Below are 24,612 nucleotides of genomic sequence, written 5' to 3'. Positions count from 1 at the left end.
AAGGGGGACCTTGTGGGAGAGTAGGACGCCGCCGGACTCAACGTTGGTAACACCAGGGAACCCCTGACCAGTACTGGTCAGGGGTTTTCTGCGTTCACCGGGGCCCGCGACGCTATCTGCCGTGCCTCGTTCGGCAGGGTCCCGGCCGGTAGGATCGTGGTGTCATGACTGCGCCATTCACCACCGCCTCCGGCTCCGATGTCCGTGTCCGTTTCTGCCCGAGCCCGACCGGCACGCCGCACGTCGGACTCATCCGTACCGCCCTCTTCAACTGGGCGTACGCACGGCACACCGGCGGCAAGCTCGTGTTCCGCATCGAGGACACCGACGCTGCGCGCGACAGCGAGGAGTCGTACGAGCAGATCCTCGAGGCCCTGCGCTGGCTCCGTCTCGACTGGGACGAGGGCGTCGAGGTCGGTGGGCCGCACGGTCCCTACCGGCAGTCGGAGCGATCGGACGTCTACGACGACGTCATCGCGAAGCTCAAGGCCTCCGGGCACGTCTACGAGTCCTTCGTGACGCCCGAGGAGATGGAGGCCCGGAACACCGCGGCCGGCCGTGACCCCAAGCAGGGCTACGACAACCACGAGCGTGACCTCAGCGATGCCGAGCGGCAGGCCTTCCGTGACCAGGGCCGTGAGCCGGCGCTCCGGCTGCGCGTGCCCGACCGCGACCTGAGCTTCCAGGACCTCGTGCGCGGTGAGATCACGTTCAAGCAGGGCACCTTCCCGGACTTCGTCGTCGTCCGCCCGAACGGCAAGCCGCTCTACACCTTCACCAACCCGGTGGACGACGCGCTCATGGGGGTGACGCACGTGCTGCGCGGCGAGGACCTGCTGTCGTCGACGCCGCGGCAGATCGCCCTGTACGAGGCGCTGTACGAGGTCGGGATCGCCGAGTTCATCCCGGTGTTCGGTCACCTGCCGTACGTCATGGGGGAGGGGAACAAGAAGCTCTCGAAGCGCGACCCCGAGTCGAACCTGTTCCATCACCGTGCCGCGGGGATGATCCCCGAGGGCCTCGTCAACTACCTGGCGCTGCTCGGCTGGTCGATCGGTGCGGACCGCGACGTCTTCTCGATCGACGAGATGGTCCAGGCGTTCGAGGTCTCCGACGTGAACCCGAACCCGGCGCGGTTCGACCACAAGAAGGCCGAGGCGATCAACGGCGACCACATCCGCCTGCTGGCCGCCGACGACTTCCGCGACCGCCTCCTGCCGTACCTGTCCGGCATCGTGTCCGAGCCGCCGACCCCCGACGAGCTCGAGGTCCTCCGGCAGGCGGCGCCCCTCGTGCAGGAACGCATGCAGCTGCTCGGCGAGGCTCCGGGCCTGCTCGCGTTCCTGTTCACGGCGGATGACGCGCTCGTCGTCGAGGACGACGCCCTGGGGACCCTCAAGGCCGACGCCGGTGACGTCCTGCGCGCGAGCATCGCCGCGCTCGAGCCGCTCGACGACTGGACGACGGCGTCGATCGAGGGTGCCCTCCGCGCCGCGCTCATCGACGGGCTCGGGCTCAAGCCCCGGCTCGCGTTCGGTCCGCTGCGCGTCGCGGTCTCCGGCCGACGGATCAGCCCGCCACTGTTCGAGTCGATGGAGATCCTGGGCAAGGAGTCCACCATCACGCGCCTCCGCCGCCTCGCGGACCGCTGACGTGGCCGAGCGGCGGGCCGGCACAGCCGGCGTGACCGATCTGCCGGCCGGCGCGGCCGGTCCTGCCGAGCGGCAGGTGGATGCGGCCGGGCGGCTGCTGGTCGACGTCGTCGTCGTGGGCGCCGGTCCGGCCGGCCTCAGCGCCGCGCTCAACCTCGTCCGCGCGAAGCGGACCGTGCTGCTCGTCGACGCCAACCGGCCTCGGAACGCCGCCACGCTGCGGTCGCACGGCTTCCTGACGCGGGACGGCATCTCGCCGCTCGAGCTCCGCAAGCTCGGGCGCACCGAGGTCGAGTCCTACCCCGAGGCGACCGTCGTGCAGACGGTCGTCGACCGGGTCGTCCCGGACGGCGATCGCTGGCTCGTGCACGGCGCCTTCCGCGGTACCGAGGTCGAGGCGTCCGCCCGGGCCGTCGTGATCGCGACCGGTCTCCGCGAGGAGTTCCCCGCGCTGCCGATGCTCCGTGCCTTCTACGGGACGGCGGTTCACAGCTGTGTCGAGTGCGACGGGTACGAGAAGGCCGCCGAGCCGTTGGCGTTCATCTGCGAGACGGACGACGTCGTCGACCGCGCGCTGCTCATCGCGGCGTGGGCGGACGACCTGGTCGTCTACACGAACGGCGTCGCGACGCTCGACGACGCCGGCCGTGCGCGCCTGGCCGCCGCGGGCGTGCGCGTCGACGAGCGGGCCGTGGCGGACCTCGAGGGGGACCGGTCCGGGATGACGGGCGTTCGCCTCGCTGACGGCCACGTGGAGCCGCGCACGGGTGGGTTCGTCCGGCCCCGGTGGCACGCCGACCTGGACTGGGTCGACGCCGACCTCGACCGCGACGCCGAAGGGCTCGTCATCGTCGACCGCAGCGGTCGGACCAGCGTGCCGGGCGTCTACGCCGTGGGTGACGTGACGCCACCCGGACCGGAACAGCTCATCGTCGCGGCCGGCCACGGAGCGGTCACGGCCGCCGCGGTGCACCGAGATCTCGTGGGTGGTCTCACGGACCTCCGGGATGCTGTACAGTAGTTGATCGTGCCCCGGGCAACCGGGACCGAAGGCTTCCGGGCCTTTGGGGTATGGTGTAATTGGCAACACAGCGGTTTCTGGTACCGTCGTTCTTGGTTCGAGTCCAGGTACCCCAGCACTCGTGCAACAAGCCCCCGGGATGATCCCGGGGGCTTGTTCCGTTCCTGCAGCATGCGATCCGTGCGACACGCCGGCGCCGCCCGGACACGCCGGACCCGACACCCGGACCCGACACCCGGACACGCCCGGACACGCCGGAGCGCCGGATCAGTTCACGAACGGGCTCGGCTCTGGCGGTAGGCGACGACCCAGTCCACGAGCACGTGGCCGGAGGCGTCCTCGGGGACATCGGCGTCGTGGATGATCGTCTCGGCCTGCAGCGTCACGCGCATCGGCGTCGTGGGCACGGCGCCCGTGACCGTCTCGAGCAGCTCGTCGTCCCAGTAGAAGCGCACCGCGTCGGCGGTCCACTCGACGGTCGCGACGTGCCAGTCGGTCTGTCCGCCGGGGACCACGGTCGGGTCCTCCGGCAAGAACGTCATCGCCTGCGTCTCGGCGTCGTAGCTGCCGGGGATCGCGGACACCGGTCGGACGTCGCCGGTGAGGTCGCCCTCGGGCCAGTCGATCTCGCCCTCGTTCCAGTCGCCCGACAGCGGCCACAGGATCATGACGAACTTGTACCCGGGCACCTCGTCCGCGCGGTAACGGATCGAGACGCGCTGGTGCGTGTACGCCCGGTAGCCGGCCGGCAGCACGGTCGCCACGAGGGGCTGCGATCCGCTGCTGCGGAGGTGGAAGTCGAGCACCGAGTCGTGCACGGACACCACCTGGTCGGGTGCGTAGAGCCCCTTGCCCGACGTGTCGCGCATCCCGCTGTACTCCGCCATCTTCGGGTAGACCGCGAGCAGGTCGCCGAGCGCGGCGTCGAGGTCGAAGTCCTGCGCCAGGTAGGGGATCCACCGGGTGCCCTCTGATTCGACGGCGCCGGTCGGCATCGTCTCGGCACGCGCTGACCCCTGGCCGACCCGTGCGGGGAGCACGACGGCGGTGGTCCCGGCGACGGCGGCGACCCCGAGGACGCCGGCGATCGTCACGCCGCGCCGCAGGAAGGTCCGCCGGCTGGGGTCGCGGTGCCGTGCCCCGGGCTCATGCTGCATCGCGGACCTCGTAGATCCGGACACCGTCCCGGTCGTACCGGAGCGTCCCCTCGTCGGCGACGGACCGCTCGATCGCGTCGATCTGCGCGCCGGTGAGCGTCCCGCGGGTGATGGCGTCGGCACGCTGCGCCGCCGAGAACACCAACCAGGCGTGCCCGCCCTGGTCGCGGTCCTGCAGGACGCCGTCGAGGTCGTCCGCCGTCATGCCCTTCGGGAACCAGGCGGCCTCGCTCTGCAGCGAGTCGACCTGCCCCCAGTGTCGGAGGTAGTTCTCGTAGTTCCCGCCGATGATCGACGGGAAGCTGCCGACCGTGGTCAGCGTGTCGTCCGCCTGGAACCGGCCGTCGAGCCAGTTCGCCGCGGCCACGTCGGCCGGTGCGGTCTGGTTCGCCTGCTCGGTCTGGAACGTGGCGCCGAGGAACAGCGCCGTGGTCACGGTGAGCACGAGTGCCGCGGCGGCGACCCGGAGCCGCCGGCCGTGGAAGGCGTGCACGGCAGCGATCGCGAGGAACGGTGCGGAGAACAGCACGACGCGGAACTTCGCCTCGCCGCCGTAGCTCTGTCCGAGGACGAGTACCACCGGGCAGGCCGCGAGCCACAGCAGGACGAGGGCACGTCGGGCGTGCCCGCCGCGGACCAGCCGGACGAGGCCGACCAGGGCGCACACCGCGACGAGCGCCGTGATGCCGAGGACGGCGCGGGACTGCAGGGTCGTGGCGATCGAGGGGATCGCGATCGACGTCGACGCGGCGGTGACGTTGCTCACCGGGTCGAAGCCGGTGGTCAGCCCGAACTTCTCCTGGATGTAGTCGAGGTTCGGGACGAGGTACAGCAGGGGCAGGAGCGTCAGCGGGACCGCCAGCCACCAGGGGCGGAGGTACCCGAGGATGAGGAGCGGGACGAACGCGGCGACGACGACGAACGGTGTGAGCTGGTGCGATGCGGTGATCACGAACTGCAGGACGACGACGAGGGCCACCGCCGCCACGGTCGCCGCACGCGTCGGCGTCGCGACCGTCACGGTGACGGGTGCGCGGCGCGCGCGGAGCAGCCTGCCGGTGACGGTCGCGGTCCACCGCCCGACGGCGTTCGGCGTGCCGCGGAGGACGGTGAGCGCGACGAGGACCGCCGCGAGGAACAGGAAGAACGCGAACGCCTGCGGCGAGTAGTAGTCCTGGCCGACCCAGTTCGCGGCACTGAAGAGGACCGCGGCGACGAAGGCCCAGCGTCCCCGCGCGCCCAGCGCCCGGGCGATCCCGAGGACGAGCGCGCCGTCGGCGAGGGCGAACGCGAGTTCGGTCCAGCGCACCGGGTCGGCGGCGTCGAGGGTGCCGGTGGCGGCGCCGAGGAACGCGCTCACGCTGAAGAACCCGGGCCAGCGGTTGTAGATGTCGATGGACGGGTCGACGGCGCCGTGCTGCAGGATGTACGCCGTCACCGCGATGTGCTTGAACACCCACGGGGGACGGGGCTCGGCGGCGATGAGGTTGGACGTGCCGTACATGACGAGCAGCAGGACGCCGGAGGACACGGTGCGGACCACCACGTGGTGGCGCCGGTCCAGCATGGTCACGAGCGCCACGAGGAACACCAGGGCGGCACCGGCCCACCAGGCGGCCGGCAGGGCGGTCAGGAGGCCCCACTCGCCGAGCGCGGTCGAGTCCGTCTGCGCGACACCCACCGCCCAGAGCGCGGCGCCGGTGACGAGGACGCCGGACGCGGCGACGGTGCGGACGAGGACCGCGGTCGGCAGGGCCGCCCGCACGCGGTCCGGCCGGCGGACGGTGCGCGCGACCTGGACGCCCTGGCCGAGCGACACCCAGCCGGCGACGAGCAGGAGCAGTCCGGCCGCGGGCAGCGGGACCCACTGCCCGGTCCAGACCATCACGAGCCCGAGGACCGCGTCGATCGCCGCACTCGTCGCGACGACGAGACCGGCGCGGCCGATCGGCTCGCGGAGTCCGAGCAGCCGGACGACGGGCAGGCCCGGCACGACCAGGAGCGCGACGAGCACGACGGCGGTGCGGAGCGGACCGGTCGCGTCGGCGGCGATGAGGGCGGCGGCGGCGAACCCGAGTCCCGCCGCGACGAGGGACGGCACCGGTGAGGTCGGGAGCACACGGGATCCGTGGCGGATCGACATCCGGGTGGGGGTCGTGGTGGCGGTCACTGATCGACCACCGCGATCGACTGACGCATCGAGCGTCCCTTCGGGTCTGGGCCGGCGACGTGCTCCGGCCTGCGGGTGTTGACGACGCTAACCGCGGCCGGCGGCCACCCGGGAGAGCAGTGGACGGGAAGTGCGGAGGCCCTGCGGCATTGCGGGATCACGCACGCGTCGCGGCCGCGGCGCGAGGAGAAACCGCACGGTTCCGCCCGGCCGTTGACCCCCGTCGTCCCCGCGGCGACGGTGGTGGTGGCCGGCTGTGACCGTGCACGTCCCCGACACCAGACAGGCTCTCCCATGACCGACACCATCCAGCGCTCGCTCCCGCCCCGCGTCGAGCTCGCCCGCCCGATGTCGAGCGCCGCCGACCCCACGTGGATCGGTGCCGTGTGGGTCGGTGCCGTCGACCTCGCCGAGGTCCCCGGGGACGACGCCGGCACGGTGCTGCTCGACGACGCCGCCGGCCACCGATCGGCCCGGCTCCTCGTCCGCGACGGCGTGGCCCCGCTCGGCTTCGTCGACCTGCCCGTCTCCGACGGCACACTCGACGTCGCCGCCCTCCGCGCCGCGGTCGCCGCGCTGCCGGCCGTGCCGCAGCCGCCGATCCCGGTCCGCCTGCCGAGCACCTCCGTCGTCCTCTGCACCCGTGACCGAGCCGACCAGCTCGGCGCGGCCCTCGACTCGCTGCTCGCGCTCGACCACCCCGACTTCGAGGTCGTCATCGTCGACAACGCCCCGTCGGACGAGTCGACCCGCCTGCTGGTCGACGCCCTCGACGACGAGCGCGTCCGGTACGTGCGGGAACCCGTCCCCGGGCTGTCGAGCGCACGGAACGCCGGCGTCCGCGCGGCGCGGTACGAGATCGTCGCGTTCACCGACGACGACGTCGTGGTCGACCGGTCGTGGCTCCGCGCCGTCGCCTCCGGCTTCTCCCGGGGCGACGACGTCGTGTGCGTCAGCGGACTCGTCGCCAGCGGCGAGCTCCGGACCCCCACCCAGCGGTACTTCGACGAACGCGTGACGTGGTCGCGCAACCTCGAGCCCCGCGTGCACCGGCTGTCGGCGCCGCCCGCGGACCGGCCGCTCTTCCCGTTCGCGGTGGGTGACTACGGCACGGGTGCGAACTTCGCGATGCGCCGGTCGGCCATCACCGAGCTCGGCGGCTTCGACGAGGCGCTCGGCGTCGGCACGGTCACGGGCGGTGGCGAGGACATCGACATGTTCGCCCGCGTGGTGCTCTCGGGCGCCGCGCTCGTCGTCGAGCCCGCGGCGCTGGTGTGGCACCGGCACCGGGCGGACCTCCCCGCGCTCCGGAAGCAGGCGGAGGGCTACGGCACCGGTCTCGGCGCCTGGCTGACGAAGATCGCCCTGCACCCGCACACGCTCGGCATGGCACTGCAGCGGGCGCCGCGGGCCGTACGCCACCTGCTCACCGGGACCGCGGCCGAACCGACCACGGCCCAGGTCGAGGCCCCGGCGCCGGCCGCCACCGAGGCCGTGACCGCGCCGCTCGACGACGCTGCCTTCCTCCGCGAAGTCGGGCGGATGCGGTGGGTCGAGCTCCTCGCCGTCGGCCGCGGTGTCCTCCGGTACGCCCGCTCGCGCCGCACCGTCCGCGCACGGGAGCGCACAGCAGATCGATAGGCCCGTCACGGGAGATCCACGGCGGATCGCGAGGATGCGCCAAACCGCAGGATCCCCGCACGGCCGTCGCCGGACCCTCGATCGCGGGGGCACGGTCGGCTTACCGTCCTCGGGAGCGACCGACGCGGCGAGCACCAGCGCCACACCTGCGCACCACCAGTGCCGCAGCAGCGCACCACCAGCGCCGGACCCGCGCACCAGCGCACCACCGGCCCGCACGACCAAGGGGAGAAGCAATGCGTCCGACACACCCGACAGCACGCCACCGCACGGTCGAACCGGCCGTCCCGGCGTCCGACGACCACTCGCTCCTCGACCGGTGGACCCGTGTCGTCGCCGCGTTCCCCGACGCCCCGGCGCTCGCCGGTGCCGGGACCGCCCGCACCTTCGCCGAGACGGACCGCACCGTCCGAGCGCTCGCTGCGCGGCTCGGCGACGTGCTCCGCCCCGACGACCGGACCGGAGCCGGCGTCGGACCCGAGCGCACCGGGGCCTCGGTCCCGGTCGGCATCATGGCCGGGCACACGACCGAGACCGTCGTCGGGATGCTCGCGCTGGTCGCGGCCGGGCGGACGATCGTCGTGCTCGACGACCACCTCCCGGAGGCGCGTCTGCAGCACGTCGTCACGCTCGCGGGCATCGGCGAGGTGCTCGCCGACGCCACCCGAACGGACCTCGCCGCGGCGGTCCTCGGCCCGGACGGCACCGTGCACGACCTCGACGCCCTCATCGCGACGAGCACCGAGCAGCGCGCGACCGGCACCGACCGTGCGGCGTCGTCCCGCCCCGGAGGCACTGACCCCGCCGCGATCGTGTTCACCTCGGGCTCGACCGGCCTGCCGAAGGGCGTCGCGATGACGCACCGGCAGTTCCTGCGGAACGTCGAGCAGGGTGCCTGGAGTGCCGCCTACCGCCCCGGCGACCACGTGGGCGTGGTGCTGCCGCTGTCCTTCGCCGCCGGCATCCTCACCACGCTCGACAGCCTGCTGAGCGGGGCCGCCGCCGTGCTCCTGGACGCACGGGACCTCGGGACCGAGCGGCTCCTCGAGGGCATGGCCGCCGAGCACGTCACCGCGGTCGTCTGTACGCCGCACCTGCTCCGCTCGGTCGTCTCGACCGTCCGCGACCGCGGCGCGGACCTGCACCCGGCACTCGCCGGGCTCCGGCTGATCATGACGGTCGGCGAGCCCATCACCGGCACCGACGTCCACGCCGCCCGACCGGTCCTCGGCGCCCACACGGTCATCTGGAACGGCTTCGGCTCGAGCGAGATGGGTGCCGTGTCGTACTTCTCGGTCGGCCCGGACGACGAGGTCCCGACCGGCGTGGTGCCGGCCGGCTACACGTCGCCCGGCAAGACCGCGCGCGTCCTCCGTGAGGACGGCTCGGCGGCCGCCGCGGGGGAGACCGGCCAGCTGGTCGTCGTCGCCGACGGCATGACCGCTGGCTACTGGGGCGCGCCCGAGAAGACGGCCGAGCACCTCTCCGTCGACGTGGACGGCACCCCGCTGTGGCGGCAGGGCGACCTGGCCCGCCTCGACGAGGACGGTTGCCTCGTCCTGCTCGGTCGCGACGACGACGCGGTGAAGGTGCGCGGCTACCTCGTCGAGCCGAGCGAGGTCGAGGCCGCGCTCCGCGCCGTCGAGGACGTCCACGACGTCGTGGTCACCGCGCTCGTCGACCCGCCCGCCGTCACCCGGCTCGTCGCCTACGTCGTGGGCCGTCCCGGTCGACGCACCCCGGCGCCGGCCGCGCTCCGCCGTGCCCTGCGGGCGACGCTGCCCGAGTACATGGTGCCCGCGGCGATCGTCCCCATGCCCGAGCTGCCCCGCAACGAGCGCGGCAAGGTCGACCGGGCGAAGCTGCCCGGTGCGCCGTCGCTCGAGGTCGAGATGGTCGAGGGGGAGTACGACCAGTGGGAGCTCGTCGTCGGACAGATCTGGGCCGAGGTGCTCGGACTCCGCGGTGTGCACCTCGACGAGGACTTCACCGCGCTCGGCGGCGACTCGCTCTCGGCCGAGGAGATGCTCGCGATCGTGCAGACCCGGCTCGGCGTGGACCTCCGCGCGTCCGAGCTCCTCGAGCAGCCCACGCTGCGCGCCTTCGCCAGGCGGGTGCGCACCGGCTCGAAGTCCCTGCCGAGCCACCCCGACGTCGTCAAGGTCTCCGAGGCACGCGAGCCCGGACGTCCGCCGGTGTTCTGCCTGAGCGGCGCCGGTGCCCTCGGGCTGACGTTCCTGCCGCTGTCCCGGTACCTGCCGGAGCACGACGTCTACGCGTTCCAGCAGCACGGACTCGAACGCCGGGCGATCCCGGACTGGAGCATCCAGCGCACCGCCAGGCGCACCGTCGAGCTCATGCGCATCGTGCAGCCCCGCGGCCCGTACCTGCTCGTCGGGCACTCGCTCGGCGGACTCGTCGCCCTCGAGGTCGCGAGGCTCCTCACCGAGGGCGGCGAACGCGTCGAGCACGTCGCGATCCTCGACACCTACCTGCCCCGCAGCAGCAGCGAGCAGGCCCAGCTGCACTTCGGTCGGATGGCGGAGAGCCCGGTCCGGAACCCGGCGCTCCGGGCCCTCAAGCGCGGCCTCGACCGGGCGGCGAAGCGGATCCTGCCCGCCGGGGTGCCGGTGGGCGAGGAGTTCGCCAAGCGCGTCCGCGCGTACGGTGCCGGCGTCCTCCGCTACGGCGGTCAGAAGGACTTCGACGCGCTCTTCGATCAGGCCACGATCGTGACCAGGCGGCACACCCCGACGCCCTACGACGGCGCGGCCACCTTCGTGCTGGCCGACGGCAACCCGGACGTCGACGGCTGGAGCGACGTGCTCCGCGGGGACACCACCACGGTGCGCATCGAGAGCGAGCACAGCTCGCTCCTCCGCGAGCCGCACGTCGCCGAGCTGGCGACGGCACTGCGCGACGCCTTCACGACGCACGCGTCGCGTCCCTGACGTGACCAGCACGGGCCCTGGAGGCGCGGGGCGGGCCCGCCCCGCGCCTCCAGGGCCGTCGTGCGTCCCGACACACCCACCGACCGTGCCTTGCGGGTTTCCGTATCCGCACTCGGGGGTCCGCAACCCCTGCCGACCCGCATTGACCAGCCCCTCAGGCCGGACGATGGTTGGTCCAAGCCCAGGGAACGGTGTACCCCCGTTCCGACGCCCACCCAGCGCCGGGTCCTCCCTCGACCACTTCCGCATGCAGCCTGAAACCGACAGGAGCACCATGTCCGCCAGCACCGCCCGACCCCGAGACCCCCGCGTCTCGGTCGTCATCCCCGCGAGGAACGAGGCCCGAAACCTCGAGATCATCCTCCCGCAGCTCCCGCCCGTGTACGAGGTCATCCTCGTCGACGGCAACTCGGTGGACGACACCATCGCCACCGCCCAGCGCCTCATGCCGACGATCAAGGTCGTGCAGCAGACGCGCAAGGGCAAGGGCAACGCGCTCGCCTGCGGCTTCGAGGCCGTGACGGGCGACGTCGTCGTCATGTTCGACGCGGACTGCTCCGCCGACGCCGCCGAGATCCCCCGCTTCGTGCAGGCCCTCGTGGACGGCGCCGACGTCGCCAAGGGGTCCCGTTACGCGCCCGGTGGCGGCAGCGACGACATCACGATCATCCGCGGCCTCGGCAACAAGGGGCTCAACATGATCTCCAACGTGCTGCTCCGCGCGCGCTACACGGACCTCTGCTACGGCTACAACGCCTTCTGGGCCGACACCCTGCCGACCATCGGGCTCCTGTCGTCGACGCTCCCGCAGCCGACCGACGGCTCGATGCGCTGGGGCGACGGCTTCGAGATCGAGACGATCCTGACCTGCCGCTGGTCCGCCGCGGAGTTCGCGATCACCGAGGTGCCGAGCCACGAGAAGCTCCGCGTGCACGGCACCAGCAACCTGAACGCGGTCAGCGACGGCATCCGCGTCCTGAAGTCGATCATGCACGAGCGTCGCCGCGCCCGCGAGGCGAAGGCCCGCATGCGCCTCATGCCGACCCCGGTCTCGGGCCTCGTGGTCCCGGCCGCCGTGCCGGCGATGGACGAGGAAGCGGCGTGAGCGTCGCGACGGTCGCCGTCGTCATCTGCGCCTACACGCAGCAGCGCTGGGGTGACCTGCAGGACGCGGTCGAGTCGGCGAAGCGACAGCCGGACGCGACCGAGGTGATCGTCGTGATCGACCACGAGCCGGAGCTGTTCCGCCGTGCCGCCGCCCGGTGGCCGGAACTCCGCGTCGTCGAGAACACCGAGGACCGTGGTCTCTCGGGCGCACGCAACACGGGTGTCGCCCTGGCCGACGCCGACGTCGTCGCCTTCCTGGACGACGACGCCACCGCCGACCCGGACTGGCTCATGCACCTCGTCGAGGCGCTCGAGCTGCCGGACGTCGTCGGCGTGGGTGGGCGTGCGACGCCGTCGTGGCCGACCGCCACCGGTGCCGGTCCGTACCCGGACGAGCTGCTCTGGATCGTCGGCTGCAGCTACGCCGGCCTCCCCACCGAGTCCGCGGACGTCCGCAACGTCATCGGGTCGAGCATGGCCTTCCACCGCGACGTCGTGCTCGCCGCGGGCGGCTTCCGCTCCGGCATCGGCCGTGTCGGCAACCACCCGCTGGGGTGCGAGGAGACCGAGCTCTGCATCCGCATCGCCCGGATCCGTCCCGGCGCCCGGATCCGCTTCGAGCCGCGCTCGAACGTGTCGCACCGGGTCTCCCCGGACCGGGTCACGATGCGGTACCTGCGTCGCCGGAGCTACTACGAGGGCATCTCCAAGGCCGTCCTCAGCCGCCGTGTCGGTGCGCGTGACTCGCTCTCCAGCGAGTCGACGTACCTCACCCGGGTGCTGCCGGGAGCCGTGCTCCGGGAGCTCGGCGCCCTCGGCCGCGGCGGCGGGCTGCGTGCCCTGGCGATCTTGACCTCGGCGGTCTCGACCGTCTTCGGCTACGCCGTCGGCCGGGTCTTCGGCACCGTCGTCGTCCGCGCCCCCGCGCCCGTCGCCGCGCCCGCGCAGCAGCCCGTCCACACCCCCTGACCGGTCACCACCGGACCGACCACCCGCCACCCGTACAGAAGACCGAGATGCCGCGAGACGCCACGACCCCGAGTGCCACCATCCGACGCCGTTGGAAGGTGGCCCTCGCGGTCGCGGCCGCGGTCGTGATGGGCGGCGTCGTGTCCGCGCCGAGTCTCGTCGCCTCGTCGAGCGCCGGTGCGGCGACCACCGCGGACTGCAGCGCCGGTCGCGTCCTGACCGTCGTCGCGCACGCCGACGACGACCTGCTGTTCGAGGGGACGGAGCTCCGGAAGGACATCGACGCGGGCAAGTGCGTCCGCTCGGTCATCGTGACGGCCGGCGACGCCGGCAAGTCGGCGACCTACTGGAAGGGCCGTCAGACGGGCCTCGAGGCCGCGTACGCGAACCTCGCGGGCGTGGCGAACGCGTGGACGTCGGGATCGGTGAGTGCCGGCGGCAAGACCGTCGTGACGCGGACCCTCACCGCGGCCCCGCGGCTCAGCCTGGTGTACCTGCAGCTGCCGGACGGCAACATCGACGGCTCCGGCTTCGCCGCGACCCGGTACCAGAGCCTGCAGAAGCTGTACCAGCGGTCGATCACGAGCATGAGCACCGTGTCGGGCGCGAACTACCCGACCAGCTACACGCTCGCGCAGCTCCAGGCGACCGTCCTCGCGCTGATGAACGGGTACGCGCCGCAGGAGGTGCACACGCTGGACCACGTCGGCACCTACGGCGACGGGGACCACAGCGACCACCACACCGTCGCGTACCTCACCAAGACCGCGCAGCAGCAGCTGACCACCGCCAGCACGCTCACGGGGTACATGGGGTACCCGATCGCGGACAAGCCCTCGAACCTCACCGCCGCGCAGACGCAGGCGAAGGGGAACGCGTTCTTCGCCTACTCCGCCCACGACGCCGAGACGTGCGCGTCGGTCGCGGCCTGCTCCTCGCGGCCGGAGGGATCGTGGCTCAGCCGCGAGTACACCGTCGGCACCCAGACCCCCACCGACCCGGGGACCGGGTCGGGCGGCTCGGTCGGCGCGGACGTGACCGCCGGTGCCGCCGTCACGGCGAGCAGCGAGAACCCTGCGGACGGACAGACCGCCGCGAAGGCCGTGGACGGCGTCGCGAGCGGCTACCCCGACGCGCCGACCGCCGAGTGGGCGACGCGCGGCGGCGGGACCGGTTCGTGGCTCCAGCTCGCATGGTCGAGCCCGGTCACGCTCGGGGCCGTCGACCTGTCGGACCGTCCGAACGCCGACGACCAGGTCACCGCGGGGACGCTGACGTTCTCCGACGGCAGCAGCGTGGCGGTGCCGACGCTCGACAACGGCGGCGCGTTCACCCGCGTCACGTTCTCGTCGCGCCAGGTCAGCTGGGTGAAGTTCACCGTGACCGCTGTCAGCCAGACGACGCGCAACGTCGGGCTCGCCGAGATCCGGGCGTTCGCACCGGGGACAGGGACGCCCACGCCGACGCCCACTCCGACGCCGACGCCGACGCCGACGCCCACTCCGACGCCGACGCCGACGCCGACCCCGACCCCGACCCCGACCGGTCCGACCGACGTCACCGGTTCGGCGACCGCGACCGCCGCCTGGGACGACGCCTCGACCGGACAGACCGCCGCGAAGGCCATCGACGGGATCGTCAGCGGGTACCCGGACAACACCTCGGCCGAGTGGGTCGCGCCCTGGGGCACGACCGGGGTCTGGCTGCAGCTGGACTGGACCTCGTCGAAGGCGCTGAGCCGCGTCGTCCTGTACGACCGCCCGAACGGCGACGACCAGGTCACCAGCGGCACGCTGACGTTCTCCGACGGAAGTCAGGTGCCCGTGGGGACGCTCCCGAACGACGCGTCGCCGCTCACGGTGGACTTCGCCGCGCGGAACGTCACCTGGGTCCGCTTCACGGTCACCGGGGTGTCGGCGAGCACCCGCAACGTCGGTCTCGCTGAGGTCCGGGCCTTCGCCGGCTGACCACCCGTGCGGACCGGGGACGGCGGTTTCCTGCCGGCTCTGTGACCGTTCCGGTTCGTGATCACCGACGATCGTGAACCGGAACGGTCAGTCGTGCCACGGGAACACTGCCGACGCGACAGGACCTTCCGTCCGTGCGGTGCGGTGCGGTGCGGTGCGGTGTCTAGGGCGTCGTGCCGGATGGCTCGCTCGACCAGTCACGTGCCAGTGCGGACATGATGACCTCGTCGTGGAAGCGACCGTCGTGGAAGGTCGCTTCGCGACGCACGCCTTCGACGTGGTAGCCGACCTTGGCGTACACGGCGCGTGCTCGGTCGTTGAACGCGTGCACCTGGATCTCGATCCGGTTCAGTCCCATCTCACGGAAGCCGTAGTCGGTGAGGAGGCGGACAGCGTCCGTGCCGTAGCCGTGTCCAGCATGCTCGCTGCCGATCATGACCGCGAGGGTCGCGGCGCGGACCGGGAGCGTCGCGCCGAAGAGCGTCACGTGCCCCACGAGCGTGTCCGAGGTGCGGTCGACGACGCTGAAGCCGACGTCGCCGCTGCGTTCGCCCTTGCTCCAGTTGCGGAACATCTCGGTGATCGAGTCCGCTGGGCGGGGACGGACGATGATCTGCTGGAGCACCGCCCACGCGGGATCCTGCCACCAACGCACCAGGTCGGGGAGGTCGTCATCGTCCAGGGCACGGAACCGCACGAGATCCCCTTCGAGCAGGGTCGCCCCGTACGCCTGCGCAGCACCCACCCCGTCCCATTCCGACGTCATGGGCGAACTCTCTCACATCGTCTGGCTCAGTGGACCTGCTCGGGTCGGCCCGCGTGGCGGGCGTGCGCGAGGAGCTCGCGGAGGAGACCCGCCATGTGCGGGCCCCGACCGTAGTGGTCGCGCACCCAGGCGCGGCAGCGATCGCCGACCGAGGGGTCGCGCTCGGCGCGGTCGAGGGTCTCGAGGATCTTCGTGGCGAGCGCCTCGGGGTCGGTCGGGTCGACGGTCGACGAGGCCCACGCACCGGCGAGGATCTCGCCGGTGCCACCGCTCTCGGCGGCGACGACCGGCCGTCCGGCGGACATCGCCTCGACGACCACCCGGCCGAAGCCCTCCGGTTCGATGGAGGGGACGACGACCATGTCCGCCGCGTGCAGCAGGGGGACGACGTCGTCCCGTTCCGGCAGGAGCACGACGGAGCCCGCGGGGAGGGACGCGACGGCGCGTCGGACCTCCTCGGCGTCGTCCGGGCCAGCCGCGCCGGCGAGCACGAGCACGGGCGGGCGACGAGCGTGCAGGGCGGCGGGTGCGTGGACGGGGCCGGGCGTCGAGGAGCGCCCCTCGGCGGGCGTCGGTGCGACGACCGCACGCTGGTGCGCGGCGTCGTGCTCGAGCACGAGACGCCAGGCGTCGAGGAGCGCGAGGACACCCTTGGACCGGGTGAGTCGTCCGTAGTAGAGCACGGTGCGGGTGTCGTCGTCGAGGCCGAGGGACCGGCGGGCACGCAGGGCGGCCGACGGCGTCGCCGCGGGGAACAACGCGGTGTCCACGCCGTTCGGGACGACCGTGATCCGGGCGGCCGGGACGCCGGCTGCGGCCCAGGCGCGAGCCATCGCGTGCGACACCGCGAGGTAGTGGGTGCGGCCCCCGGCGATCGGGCCCAGCCGTCGGTAGTTCGGTGCGTGGTGCAGGTGCACGACGAGGGGGACGCCGGACACCACCGATGCCACACGACCCCACGGCAGGTGCTCCGGCCGGTTCAGCCAGATGACGTCGGGGCGGGAGCGGCGGAGGCGGACGCCGTCGAGGACGAACCTCCAGACGTCGCGGGCCGCGGTGCGGACGCCGAAGGACCGGTCGCGCGTCGGGTGCGTCGTGACGCCGAGGTCGTCGTACAGCTCGCTGCCGGGCTCGGTGCCGTCCGTCGCGGGTGGGAGGTGGCCTCGGTGCCAGACCTCGACGTCCTGTCCGGCGCGGACGAGTTCGCGGGTGTCCTCGAGGACGCAGCGCTCGACCCCGCCGGTGATGGCGAGCCCGTTCGTGACGGCGGCGATCCGCAGCCGGCGCCCGGAGCGGGGCGGCGAGTCCGTCACGGCGTCCCTCCGCGGGCGATCTTCAGACGGCTGACGAACCAGGGCAGGCAGCCGACGACACCGACGACGCGGACGATGTTCCACGCGAGGTCCTGCGGCACGAGGACGGACACCCCGGCGACGACCACGACGGCGGCGAGCACGAGGACCGTGCGCGCCCGCGGGCCGCGCCACTCACGGCGGTCGGGCAGCGAGAACTGCTGCAGGGCGGCGAGCACCATGTACGCGACCACCGTGGACACCCCGGCGCCGGCGATGCCGAGCAGCGGGACCAGGAGCAGGTTCGCGCCGATGTTCACGGCACCGGCCACGGCCGCGATCACGCCGACCGCGACGCCGCGCCGCTCCACGAGGAGCAGGCGTCCGGTCGCACCGCTCGCGATCACCGGGAAGGCGGTCAGCGCGACGATGAAGACCACGACGGTGAGTTCGTGCACACGGTACGACGCCGGCGCGAGGATCGGCAGCGCCACGGGCGACACGAGGGTCACCGCGAGCAGCACCGGGGCGAGCAGCAGGTAGAGCTGGTCGCGGGCGTGCAGCGCGAGGTGACGGCGGGCGACGGCGTCCCGGAGCGCGGCGAAGTGCGGTGCCCAGGCCTGGTTGGTGAAGGTCAGCAGGAGGATCACGGCGGACCCGACGACGTAGGCGATCTGGTAGCGCGCGACCTCGTCGGGGCCGAGCAGCCGCTGCACGACGATGCGGTCGCCGGCGTTCAGCACGAAGTAGGACAGGTTGCCGAGGGCGATCGGGATGCCGAGCTTGAAGGCGCGGGCGGTGGTCCGGCGGTCGAGCAGGCCGGAGAACCGCGGCCGCGTCGCCGCGAAGCCGATCACCATGGCCGCGGCCTGGGCGAACACGCCGCCCCACGCGTACGTGGTGGCGTCGGCGTGCACGAACACGAGCAGGCCGAGCCCGATGATCGAGCCGCCGACGGACGAGAGCAGGCTCGTGACCGCGAAGACGCGGATCCGGTCCTGGGCGACCAGGATCGCCAGGGACAGCTGCACGACCGCGGCGGGGAAGATCCAGAGGACGGCGACGAGCAGGATCGGGTGTTCGTCGACGAACCCGGCCATGTCGCCCCAGACCGGGATCGTGGCGATCGCGGTCGCGGTGACGACCGCCGCGAGGACGATGCCGACCGCGATGAGCCCACGGGCCTTGCGGTCGTCACCGTCCTCGGCACGCTGCAGCACGGACGCCTGGTCGAGTCCCGCGACCGCGAGCACGACGAGCGCCTGGTACAGCGCGATCGCGGAGGCGAGCACGCCGAACTCGGAGAGCGGCATGAGGTGCGCGAGGATCGGCGAGATAAGGGAGCTCACGACGAGCTGCATCGACCACACGACGACGTACAGGAGCCCGCGGCCGAAGAGCACCGAGGCGCCCTTCTGCACGGCGGTGCTGCCCGTGTCCGGCACGGCGTGCGCGGCGGCCTCGACCGCGGCAGCCGCCTCGCCCGCCTCGACTGCGGCGGCCTGGGCGCTCGCCGTGGGAGCGGCACCGGGAGCGGAGGCGGCGGTGGGGGGAGCGGTGGCGGCGTCGAGCGGGGAGTCCGCGGCGTGGCGGGCCTCGCGACGGGTCTGCGGAACGGTCACGAGACACCCACCTCCGGGGTCCGGACGTGCTGGCGCAGCTCGAACGCCTGGTCGACGAGGTCGAGGAGCTCCGAGCTCGCAGCGGTCGAGAACTTCCGGGCGAAGAGGTGCGGCATCGCGGTCGGGTCCGAGGTCCAGCGCTCGAGCAGCCGACCCGCGTGCGCGAGCGTGAGCCACGGCGGGCTCTTCATCTTCGAGCCGTCCCACCCGATCCACCACAGGGTGTGCGGGACGTGCTCCTCGGCGAAGCCGTCGACGAGTGCCGGCGAGTTCAGGACCGTGGGGACGAAGGACTCGTCGGCGATCCAGGTGCGGCGCCAGAACCGGACGAGGTCGGGGCGGGTGTCGACGACCTCGACCACCGCGGCCGCGTGGGCGGCGCTGAGGACCTTCAGCTGCGACCCACCGGTGAGCGTGACGTCGCGGGGGATCCGGCGGGGGATCGGCACGCGGATCATGTGCTTCCGCCACGCCCAGTGCGGGTACCGCATGCGGGCGACCCCGCCGCTGGCGCCCCACGCCGCGTGCGGGAGCGGGTGCGGGATGAGGAAGGACTCGTCCGGGTGGGCGTCGAGCAGCGCGGTGATCTCGGCGGGGTTCGCGAGCGGGTAGTCGCTGCCGGTGAGCACCGCCACGTGCGCGGCGCCGGTCTCAGCGAGCGCGGCGCGGTAGCCGGAGACCTCGGCGGCGACGTTCTCCCACTTCGCCCAGCCGGTGTGGAGCCGAGGGAGCAGCCGGACGCGGTCCGGCAGTCCCGCGGTCATGGCGCGGTGCACCTCCGCCGGCGTCCGCGCGTCGACGTGCAGGAACACCGGGAACGGGTCGAGAGCCTCGACGAGTCGGCGGACGTGCTGCGGGTCCTCGTGGGCGAGGACGATGCACGCGAGCGACGCGGGGGAGTTGGCCATGTCTCGAGTGAACAGGGCCGTCCGGGCACCGACAAGGCGGCTCCGGGGCGGGTGCGGGGAAGCGGCGGTTTCCCGCAGCGGGTGACGTCCGGACCGTCACCGTCCGCACGGGACGCAGCCCGCGGCGGTCACCGGCTGCGACGGTACCGCGGGCAGTCGCAGAGGGCGCAGTCGCTGCCCGGTCGGTAGTGCTCGTGGGCGTCCTGCACGTGCCCGCACACGCAGACGGCGGTCTCGGTCGCGACCCGGAGCACCGGCGCGGTCGTCGCCTCGAGCACGGGTGTGGGCCCCAGCGGCATGCGTCCTCCTCCGACCCGTCCGGTACGGGTGACTGCACCGATCCTACGGGGCAGGAGGACGCGCGTCCGGCGGCGGCAGGGCGCTCAGCCGGCGTGGAAGCGGCCGGCCTCGACGTCGCGCCACCGACGGCGGCTGCGGAACCACGCTGCCGGGCCCGCCGGGAACCCCCGGAGCTCGTGGTACGCGAGCGACCGCGGCACACCGGCGTCCGGGACGGCCGCGACCGGCACGGTGTCGACGCGCGGGGTGTCGACGCGCGGGGTGTCGACGCTGGCCGTCGCGGGAGCCGGGGCCGGGGCGCTGCCGGAGCGGAGGCGGCCGATCGTCTCGCGGAGCTTCACCATCGCGGCGGCGGGCACGAGCCGGGCGAGCACCGCGACGTGGCGGCGGTCCTTGGCGGCGAGGGCGCACATCAGCGCGGTGAACCCGACGCCGTTGCCGTGCAGCTGCTTGTGCAGGTCCTCGATGGTCCGGCGGTGCCGGTGGTGCACGACCGCCCGGGGCTCGAAGCCGACGCGTCCGCCGCGCCAGAGCGTCTCGACGAACATCGCCAGGTCCTCGCCGCCGCGGGCCGGTGAACCCGCGCCGAGCGTGGTGTCGAAGCCGCCGACGGCCTCGATCACCGACCGTCGGAACGCCATGTTCGCACCGGCGCCGTAGGCACCGATGCCGTAGACGGCGAAGTGCTTCGCGACGGAGCCGTCCGGGCGGACCGCCTGCACCCGCGCGTGCCGCATGGTGCCGGGGACGTCGTCGGGGACGATCGTGACGGGTGCGAAGGTGCGCTCGCCGCTGAACCCGCCGTAGTACGCCTCGTACCAGATCTGCGCGGGGGTCGTGAGCTCGGTCGGGAGGATCACGCCGGACACCGCGTCGAGGTCGGACTCGCGGACGAACCGTGCGCCGAGCGCCCGCAGCCACTGCGGGTCGACCCGGACGTCGTCGTCGGTGAACGCGACCACATCGCCGCGCGCGGCCGCGACGCCGGCGTTGCGGCCGGCGGACAGTCCTGGCCGGCGCTCCGTGACGAGGCGGACGTCCCGGCCGGCGAGGAGTGCCGGCAGCCGGTCGTCGGCGGGTACGCGGACCCGGTTGTCGACCACGATGACCTCGTGGTCGGGGTAGTCGAGGTGCTCGAGCACGTCGAGCAGGTCGCCGAGGTCCTCGACGCGGTCGACGACGGTGGACACGACCACCGAGATCACCGGCAGCAGGGCGTCCGGTACCGGCTCGACGTCGGCGAGCACCGTCTCGCGGAGTGCTCCGAGGGCCCGGGCTGCGTCCGCGGGGTCGTCGGTCAGCTCGACGTCGAGCGTGCCCGTCGGGTGTCCGCCGCGGTAGCCGATCACCAGCGCGGAGGAACCCGTCCCGTCCGCGACGAGGCGGGGGAGCGGCGCGTCGAGGTCGACGTCGATCACGCGTCGGGGTGCGGGGAGTGCACGAGCGGTGCTGGTGGTGGCCATGGTGTGGACGCTAGGTCGGCCGGGGTGACCGCGACAACGGGCAGCGGTGCCGCTGGCGGTGATCGTGCGGAACCCCGCACGACCGGGCGACGTCGGCGCGGGAACGGTGAGCGCTCACTCTGGAAAACCGAACATCGCACGGAGGTCACGACCAGGTCACGGAGTCGTTGCAACCGGTTGCGTACGGCTGAGAGCGGGCGTAGCTTCCTCCTCCAGCAGGCAGCGTCGCCTGCTCCAGGCAGCGTCGTCGTCACCCGATCGACGTCTCCTGGTGATCTCGATGAGGAGACATCGCTGTGAAGACAACACGCGCCAGGGTGCGGTTCGCATCCGTTGCTGGGGTCGCGGTCATCGGCCTCGTGCTGACCGGGTGCTCGAGCGGCAGCTCGGCATCGGACGACGCCAAGAGCGGCCAGGACAGCCGCGGACCCATCACCTACGTGCAGGGCAAGGACAACTCGAACGTCGTCCGCCCGCTGATCGCGAAGTGGAACAAGGCCCACCCGGACGAGAAGGTCACCTTCAAGGAGCAGTCCGACCAGGCCGACCAGCAGCACGACGACCTCGTCCAGCACTTCCAGGCGAAGGACGCCAACTACGACGTCGTCGACGTCGACGTCGTCTGGACCGCCGAGTTCGCCGCGAAGGGCTGGCTCACGCCGCTCACCGGCAGCATGAAGATCGACACGTCGAAGCTCCTGCCGGCCACCGTGAAGACGGCGACGTACAACGACACGCTGTACGCGGCACCGCAGACCTCCGACGGCGCGCTGCTCTACTACCGCAAGGACCTCGTCAAGACGCCCCCGACCACGTGGGCGGACATGATGAAGGACTGCGACATCGCCAAGCAGGCCGGCATCGGCTGCTACGCCGGCCAGTTCGCGAAGTACGAGGGGCTCACGGTCAACGCCTCCGAGGCGATCAACGGCTCCGGCGGCTCGGTCCTGGGCAAGAGTGGCTCGCCCGACGTCGACTCGTCGGACGCCAAGGCCGGTCTGCAGAACCTGGTCGACGCGTTCAAGGACGGGAACATCCCGGCCGAGGCGATCACCTACCAGGAGGAGCAGGGCCGCACCGCGTTCGAGTCCGGCAAGCTGCTCTTCCTGCGCAACTGGCCGTACGTGTACAACCTCGCCAAGACCGACGGTTCGTCGAAGGTCAAGGACACCTTCGGCATCGCGCCGATCCCCGGCAAGGACGGCACCGGCGCCTCGACGCTCGGCGGGCACAACGCCGCGATCAGCGTGTACTCGAAGCACAAGGCGACCGCGCACGACTTCCTGGAGTTCCTCGAGTCGAACGAGACGCAGAAGTTCTTCGCGACCCAGGGCTCGCTCGCCCCGGTCGTCGGTGACCTCTACACGGACTCCGAGCTCACCAGCAAGCTGCCGTACCTGCCGACGCTGCTCAAGTCGATCGAGTCGGCCGAGCCGCGCCCGGTCACGCCGTTCTACCCGGCCGTGACCAAGGCGATCCAGGACAACACCTACGCCGCCCTCAAGGGCTCCAAGAGCGTCGACGAAGCCCTGAAGGACATGCAGGACGCCCTGAAGACGGCGACCAGCGGCAACGGCAACTAGCCGGTCCACCGCGGCGCACGCCGCACCGGACGGGAGGCGCGGGTCGACCCCGCCCCGCGCCTCCCGTCCTCCTCATCCTGCGTCCCGACACCCGGCAAGGAGGCCGTCACGTGTCAGCAGCAACCGAGATCCCCGCCGCCATCCCCAACCCGACGGGCATGGAGCCGCACAAGCGGCGCAAGGGCGGACTCAACGCCGAGCACGGCCGATGGGCCGTGTACCTCATCGGTCCGACGATCGTGCTCCTCGCCGTCGTCATCGGCTACCCCGTCGTCAGCGCGGTCATCCAGTCGTTCCAGCTCGACGCCGGACTCGACAAGGCGACCGGCCTGTTCGTGCAGGGCGGCTTCGCCGGCGTCACCAACTACGTGCACTGGCTCGGCCAGCAGTGCGGCAACACCGCCTGCCCGCCCGGCAACCTCGGTTCGCAGTTCTGGACCGCGATGGGCAACACGTTCTTCTTCACGGTCGTCACCGTCGCCCTCGAGACGGTGATCGGCGTGTGGATGGCGATCATCATGAACCGCGACTTCAAGGGTCGCGCCTTCGTCCGCGCGGCCATCCTCGTGCCGTGGGCGATCCCGACCGCCGTCACCGCGAAGCTCTGGTACTTCATCTTCGACGCGAACGGTGTCCTCAACCACGTGATCGGGCACCAGGTCCTCTGGTTCTCCGGCGAGTGGGCTTCCCGGTGGGCGATCATCATCGCCGACACGTGGAAGACGACCCCCTTCATGGCGCTGCTCATCCTCGCGGGGCTCCAGCTGATCCCGGACGAGGTCTACGAGGCCGCGAAGATGGACGGCGCGTCGACGATGCAGCGGTTCTGGAACATCACCCTCCCGCTCGTGAAGCCGGCGCTGATGGTCGCGGTGCTCTTCCGTGTCCTCGATGCCCTCCGCATCTACGACCTGATCGCCATCATGACCGGCGGTGGCGGCGGCTCCGGCAACGCGACCGTGTCGCTCTCGGTGCTCGTCGTCGACCAGATCCGGCAGGGCTTCAACTCCGCGTCGGCCCTGTCCACCATCACCTTCCTGGTCGTCTTCATCGTCGCGTTCGTCTTCGTCCGGTTCCTCGGCGCGAACGTCGTCCAGACCCAGGCAGCACAGCAGAAGGGTGAACTCCGATGAGCCTCGCAGCCGACCGACCCCGATCCGCCACCCGGTCCCGCGAGCGCGAGGTCGACCGCACCGAGGTGCGCGTGCAACGACACACCGGGCGGAAGCTGCGCACCGGGATCCAGGCGACCGTCATCGCCGTCTGGTGCCTGTTGCCGTTCTACTGGATGGTCGTGACGAGCTTCCGCGACGTCGGGTTCACGTTCGACCCGACCCCGTGGTTCACGCACGTCACGCTGGACAACTACGCGACGGCGTTCTCGACCGCCCTGGGCAACCACCTGGGACGCGCACTGCTCAACAGTGTGTTCATCGGAGCGGTCGTCACGATCATCGCGCTGCTCGTCGGCACGAGCGCCGCGTACGCCTTGGCCCGCCTCGAGTTCAAGGGCAAGTCGGTCATCGCCGGCGCGATCCTCGCCGCGTCGATGTTCCCCGGCGTCGCGCTCATCTCCCCGCTGTTCCAGCTCTTCACGGACATCGGGTGGATGGGGTCGTACCAGGCGCTCATCCTGCCGAGCATCTCGTTCGTGCTGCCGCTGACGGTCTACACGCTCGCGTCGTTCTTCCGCGAGATGCCGTGGGACCTCGAGGAGGCGGCACGCATCGACGGGTGCACGCGCATCCAGGCGTTCCGGCGGATCATCATGCCGCTGGCCGCGCCCGCCGTGTTCACGACCGCGATCCTGGCGTTCATCTCGTCGTGGAACGAGTACCTCATCTCGTCGCAGCTCTCGAGCGACGCCACCCAGCCGGTCACCGTCGCCATCGCGTCGTTCGCCGGGTCGCAGCCGCACCAGGAGCCGTACACCGCGGTGATGGCGGCGGGCACGATCGTGACGATCCCGCTCGTGATCCTCGTGCTCGTGTTCCAGCGGCGCATCGTGGCCGGCCTCACCGCCGGCGGCGTGAAGGGCTGACG

The 24,612-nt window shown here is 72.3% G+C and carries 18 protein-coding genes and 1 tRNA gene; 11 read left to right on the top strand and 8 right to left on the bottom strand.

The genetic code is table 11. From position 1 onward, the window contains the following. Positions 1-164: 164 nt before the first annotated feature. The 3 genes from gltX (at position 165) to ACIQUC_RS04715 (ending at position 2,789) form a co-directional block, all read left to right on the top strand. Positions 165-1,652 (top strand): glutamate--tRNA ligase, encoded by a 1,488-nt coding sequence (gltX, locus tag ACIQUC_RS04725; protein ID WP_402263778.1) that lies wholly within the window; start codon positions 165-167, stop codon positions 1,650-1,652. Positions 1,653-1,728: 76 nt separating this feature from the next. After that, positions 1,729-2,673, top strand: a complete 945-nt coding sequence (locus ACIQUC_RS04720; RefSeq protein ID WP_402263855.1) for an NAD(P)/FAD-dependent oxidoreductase — start codon at positions 1,729-1,731, stop codon at positions 2,671-2,673. A 44-nt stretch (positions 2,674-2,717) separates the two neighbouring features. After that, positions 2,718-2,789, top strand: a tRNA-Gln gene (locus tag ACIQUC_RS04715). A 156-nt stretch (positions 2,790-2,945) separates the two neighbouring features. On the opposite strand, the gene ACIQUC_RS04710 is transcribed toward ACIQUC_RS04715, so the two are convergent. Beyond that, positions 2,946-3,830, bottom strand: a complete 885-nt coding sequence (locus ACIQUC_RS04710; protein WP_402263775.1) for a glycoside hydrolase family 16 protein — start codon at positions 3,828-3,830, stop codon at positions 2,946-2,948. Next, positions 3,820-6,000 (bottom strand): hypothetical protein, encoded by a 2,181-nt coding sequence (locus ACIQUC_RS04705; protein WP_402263772.1) that lies wholly within the window; start codon positions 5,998-6,000, stop codon positions 3,820-3,822. Before ACIQUC_RS04705 ends, ACIQUC_RS04710 begins: the two co-directional genes overlap by 11 nt. A 294-nt stretch (positions 6,001-6,294) precedes the next feature. Here ACIQUC_RS04705 and ACIQUC_RS04700 point away from each other — a divergent pair, with 294 nt between their 5' ends. The 5 genes from ACIQUC_RS04700 to ACIQUC_RS04680 all read left to right on the top strand — a co-directional run bounded on the left by ACIQUC_RS04700 (position 6,295) and on the right by ACIQUC_RS04680 (position 14,635). Then, positions 6,295-7,641: a glycosyltransferase family 2 protein gene (locus ACIQUC_RS04700; RefSeq protein WP_402263769.1), complete on the top strand. Its 1,347-nt coding sequence runs from the start codon at positions 6,295-6,297 to the stop codon at positions 7,639-7,641. 236 nt (positions 7,642-7,877) lie between these two features. Next, positions 7,878-10,592 (top strand): alpha/beta fold hydrolase, encoded by a 2,715-nt coding sequence (locus tag ACIQUC_RS04695; RefSeq protein WP_402263766.1) that lies wholly within the window; start codon positions 7,878-7,880, stop codon positions 10,590-10,592. Positions 10,593-10,866: 274 nt separating this feature from the next. After that, positions 10,867-11,697, top strand: coding sequence for a glycosyltransferase family 2 protein (locus ACIQUC_RS04690; RefSeq protein WP_022906273.1), 831 nt, complete (start codon positions 10,867-10,869; stop codon positions 11,695-11,697). Then, entirely contained in the window at positions 11,694-12,668 is a 975-nt protein-coding gene (locus tag ACIQUC_RS04685) for a glycosyltransferase family 2 protein (protein ID WP_402263762.1), read from the top strand. Before ACIQUC_RS04690 ends, ACIQUC_RS04685 begins: the two co-directional genes overlap by 4 nt. Before the next feature lie 47 nt (positions 12,669-12,715). After that, complete coding sequence (locus tag ACIQUC_RS04680; protein ID WP_402263760.1) at positions 12,716-14,635, top strand: discoidin domain-containing protein; 1,920 nt, start codon at positions 12,716-12,718, stop codon at positions 14,633-14,635. Between the two features lie 163 nt (positions 14,636-14,798). Here the strand turns inward: ACIQUC_RS04680 and ACIQUC_RS04675 are convergent, their stop codons facing one another. The 6 genes from ACIQUC_RS04675 to ACIQUC_RS04650 all read right to left on the bottom strand — a co-directional run bounded on the left by ACIQUC_RS04675 (position 14,799) and on the right by ACIQUC_RS04650 (position 20,986). Continuing rightward, entirely contained in the window at positions 14,799-15,401 is a 603-nt protein-coding gene (locus tag ACIQUC_RS04675) for a GNAT family N-acetyltransferase (protein WP_402263757.1), read from the bottom strand. A 26-nt stretch (positions 15,402-15,427) separates the two neighbouring features. Then, positions 15,428-16,714, bottom strand: a complete 1,287-nt coding sequence (locus ACIQUC_RS04670) for a glycosyltransferase family 4 protein (RefSeq protein ID WP_402263754.1) — start codon at positions 16,712-16,714, stop codon at positions 15,428-15,430. Further along, a complete protein-coding gene (locus tag ACIQUC_RS04665; RefSeq protein WP_402263751.1) occupies positions 16,711-18,315 on the bottom strand; it encodes a lipopolysaccharide biosynthesis protein in 1,605 nt (534 codons plus the stop codon). Before ACIQUC_RS04665 ends, ACIQUC_RS04670 begins: the two co-directional genes overlap by 4 nt. Further along, positions 18,312-19,223 carry a beta-1,6-N-acetylglucosaminyltransferase gene (locus ACIQUC_RS04660; RefSeq protein ID WP_402263748.1) on the bottom strand — a complete coding sequence of 304 codons (912 nt, stop codon included), beginning with the start codon at positions 19,221-19,223 and terminating at the stop codon, positions 18,312-18,314. The genes ACIQUC_RS04665 and ACIQUC_RS04660 overlap by 4 nt, the downstream gene beginning before the upstream one ends. Positions 19,224-19,351: 128 nt before the next feature. After that, entirely contained in the window at positions 19,352-19,522 is a 171-nt protein-coding gene (locus tag ACIQUC_RS04655; protein ID WP_402263746.1) for a hypothetical protein, read from the bottom strand. 84 nt (positions 19,523-19,606) lie between these two features. Further along, positions 19,607-20,986: a glycosyltransferase gene (locus tag ACIQUC_RS04650; protein WP_402263743.1), complete on the bottom strand. Its 1,380-nt coding sequence runs from the start codon at positions 20,984-20,986 to the stop codon at positions 19,607-19,609. 296 nt (positions 20,987-21,282) lie between these two features. On the opposite strand from ACIQUC_RS04650, the gene ACIQUC_RS04645 reads away from it, so the two are divergent. From ACIQUC_RS04645 to ACIQUC_RS04635, 3 genes are all read left to right on the top strand, one after another. Then, on the top strand, positions 21,283-22,569 hold the full coding sequence (locus ACIQUC_RS04645) for an ABC transporter substrate-binding protein (RefSeq protein ID WP_402263741.1): 1,287 nt from the start codon (positions 21,283-21,285) through the stop codon (positions 22,567-22,569). A gap of 158 nt (positions 22,570-22,727) precedes the next feature. Continuing rightward, positions 22,728-23,702 (top strand): carbohydrate ABC transporter permease, encoded by a 975-nt coding sequence (locus tag ACIQUC_RS04640; RefSeq protein ID WP_022906283.1) that lies wholly within the window; start codon positions 22,728-22,730, stop codon positions 23,700-23,702. Beyond that, positions 23,699-24,610, top strand: coding sequence for a carbohydrate ABC transporter permease (locus ACIQUC_RS04635; protein ID WP_022906284.1), 912 nt, complete (start codon positions 23,699-23,701; stop codon positions 24,608-24,610). Before ACIQUC_RS04640 ends, ACIQUC_RS04635 begins: the two co-directional genes overlap by 4 nt. Positions 24,611-24,612: the final 2 nt, after the last annotated feature.

Source organism: Curtobacterium sp. NPDC098951 (genome assembly GCF_044759965.1).
Classification (GTDB): Bacteria; Actinomycetota; Actinomycetes; order Actinomycetales; family Microbacteriaceae; genus Curtobacterium.
The sequence above is the reverse complement of the archived record's forward strand: the minus strand, read 5'-3'. Positions and strand labels throughout refer to the sequence as shown.

What these genes read in the sequence shown, in the direction of transcription:
- ACIQUC_RS04655 (WP_402263746.1), bottom strand. Translation starts at nt 19,522, where the DNA reads ATGCCGCTGGGGCCCACACCCGTGCTCGAGGCGACGACCGCGCCGGTG.
- ACIQUC_RS04700 (WP_402263769.1), top strand. Translation starts at nt 6,295, where the DNA reads ATGACCGACACCATCCAGCGCTCGCTCCCGCCCCGCGTCGAGCTCGCC.
- ACIQUC_RS04710 (WP_402263775.1), bottom strand. Translation starts at nt 3,830, where the DNA reads ATGCAGCATGAGCCCGGGGCACGGCACCGCGACCCCAGCCGGCGGACC.
- ACIQUC_RS04650 (WP_402263743.1), bottom strand. Translation starts at nt 20,986, where the DNA reads ATGGCCACCACCAGCACCGCTCGTGCACTCCCCGCACCCCGACGCGTG.
- ACIQUC_RS04660 (WP_402263748.1), bottom strand. Translation starts at nt 19,223, where the DNA reads ATGGCCAACTCCCCCGCGTCGCTCGCGTGCATCGTCCTCGCCCACGAG.
- ACIQUC_RS04675 (WP_402263757.1), bottom strand. Translation starts at nt 15,401, where the DNA reads ATGACGTCGGAATGGGACGGGGTGGGTGCTGCGCAGGCGTACGGGGCG.
- gltX (WP_402263778.1), top strand. Translation starts at nt 165, where the DNA reads ATGACTGCGCCATTCACCACCGCCTCCGGCTCCGATGTCCGTGTCCGT.
- ACIQUC_RS04635 (WP_022906284.1), top strand. Translation starts at nt 23,699, where the DNA reads ATGAGCCTCGCAGCCGACCGACCCCGATCCGCCACCCGGTCCCGCGAG.
- ACIQUC_RS04695 (WP_402263766.1), top strand. Translation starts at nt 7,878, where the DNA reads ATGCGTCCGACACACCCGACAGCACGCCACCGCACGGTCGAACCGGCC.
- ACIQUC_RS04690 (WP_022906273.1), top strand. Translation starts at nt 10,867, where the DNA reads ATGTCCGCCAGCACCGCCCGACCCCGAGACCCCCGCGTCTCGGTCGTC.
- ACIQUC_RS04640 (WP_022906283.1), top strand. Translation starts at nt 22,728, where the DNA reads ATGGAGCCGCACAAGCGGCGCAAGGGCGGACTCAACGCCGAGCACGGC.
- ACIQUC_RS04680 (WP_402263760.1), top strand. Translation starts at nt 12,716, where the DNA reads ATGCCGCGAGACGCCACGACCCCGAGTGCCACCATCCGACGCCGTTGG.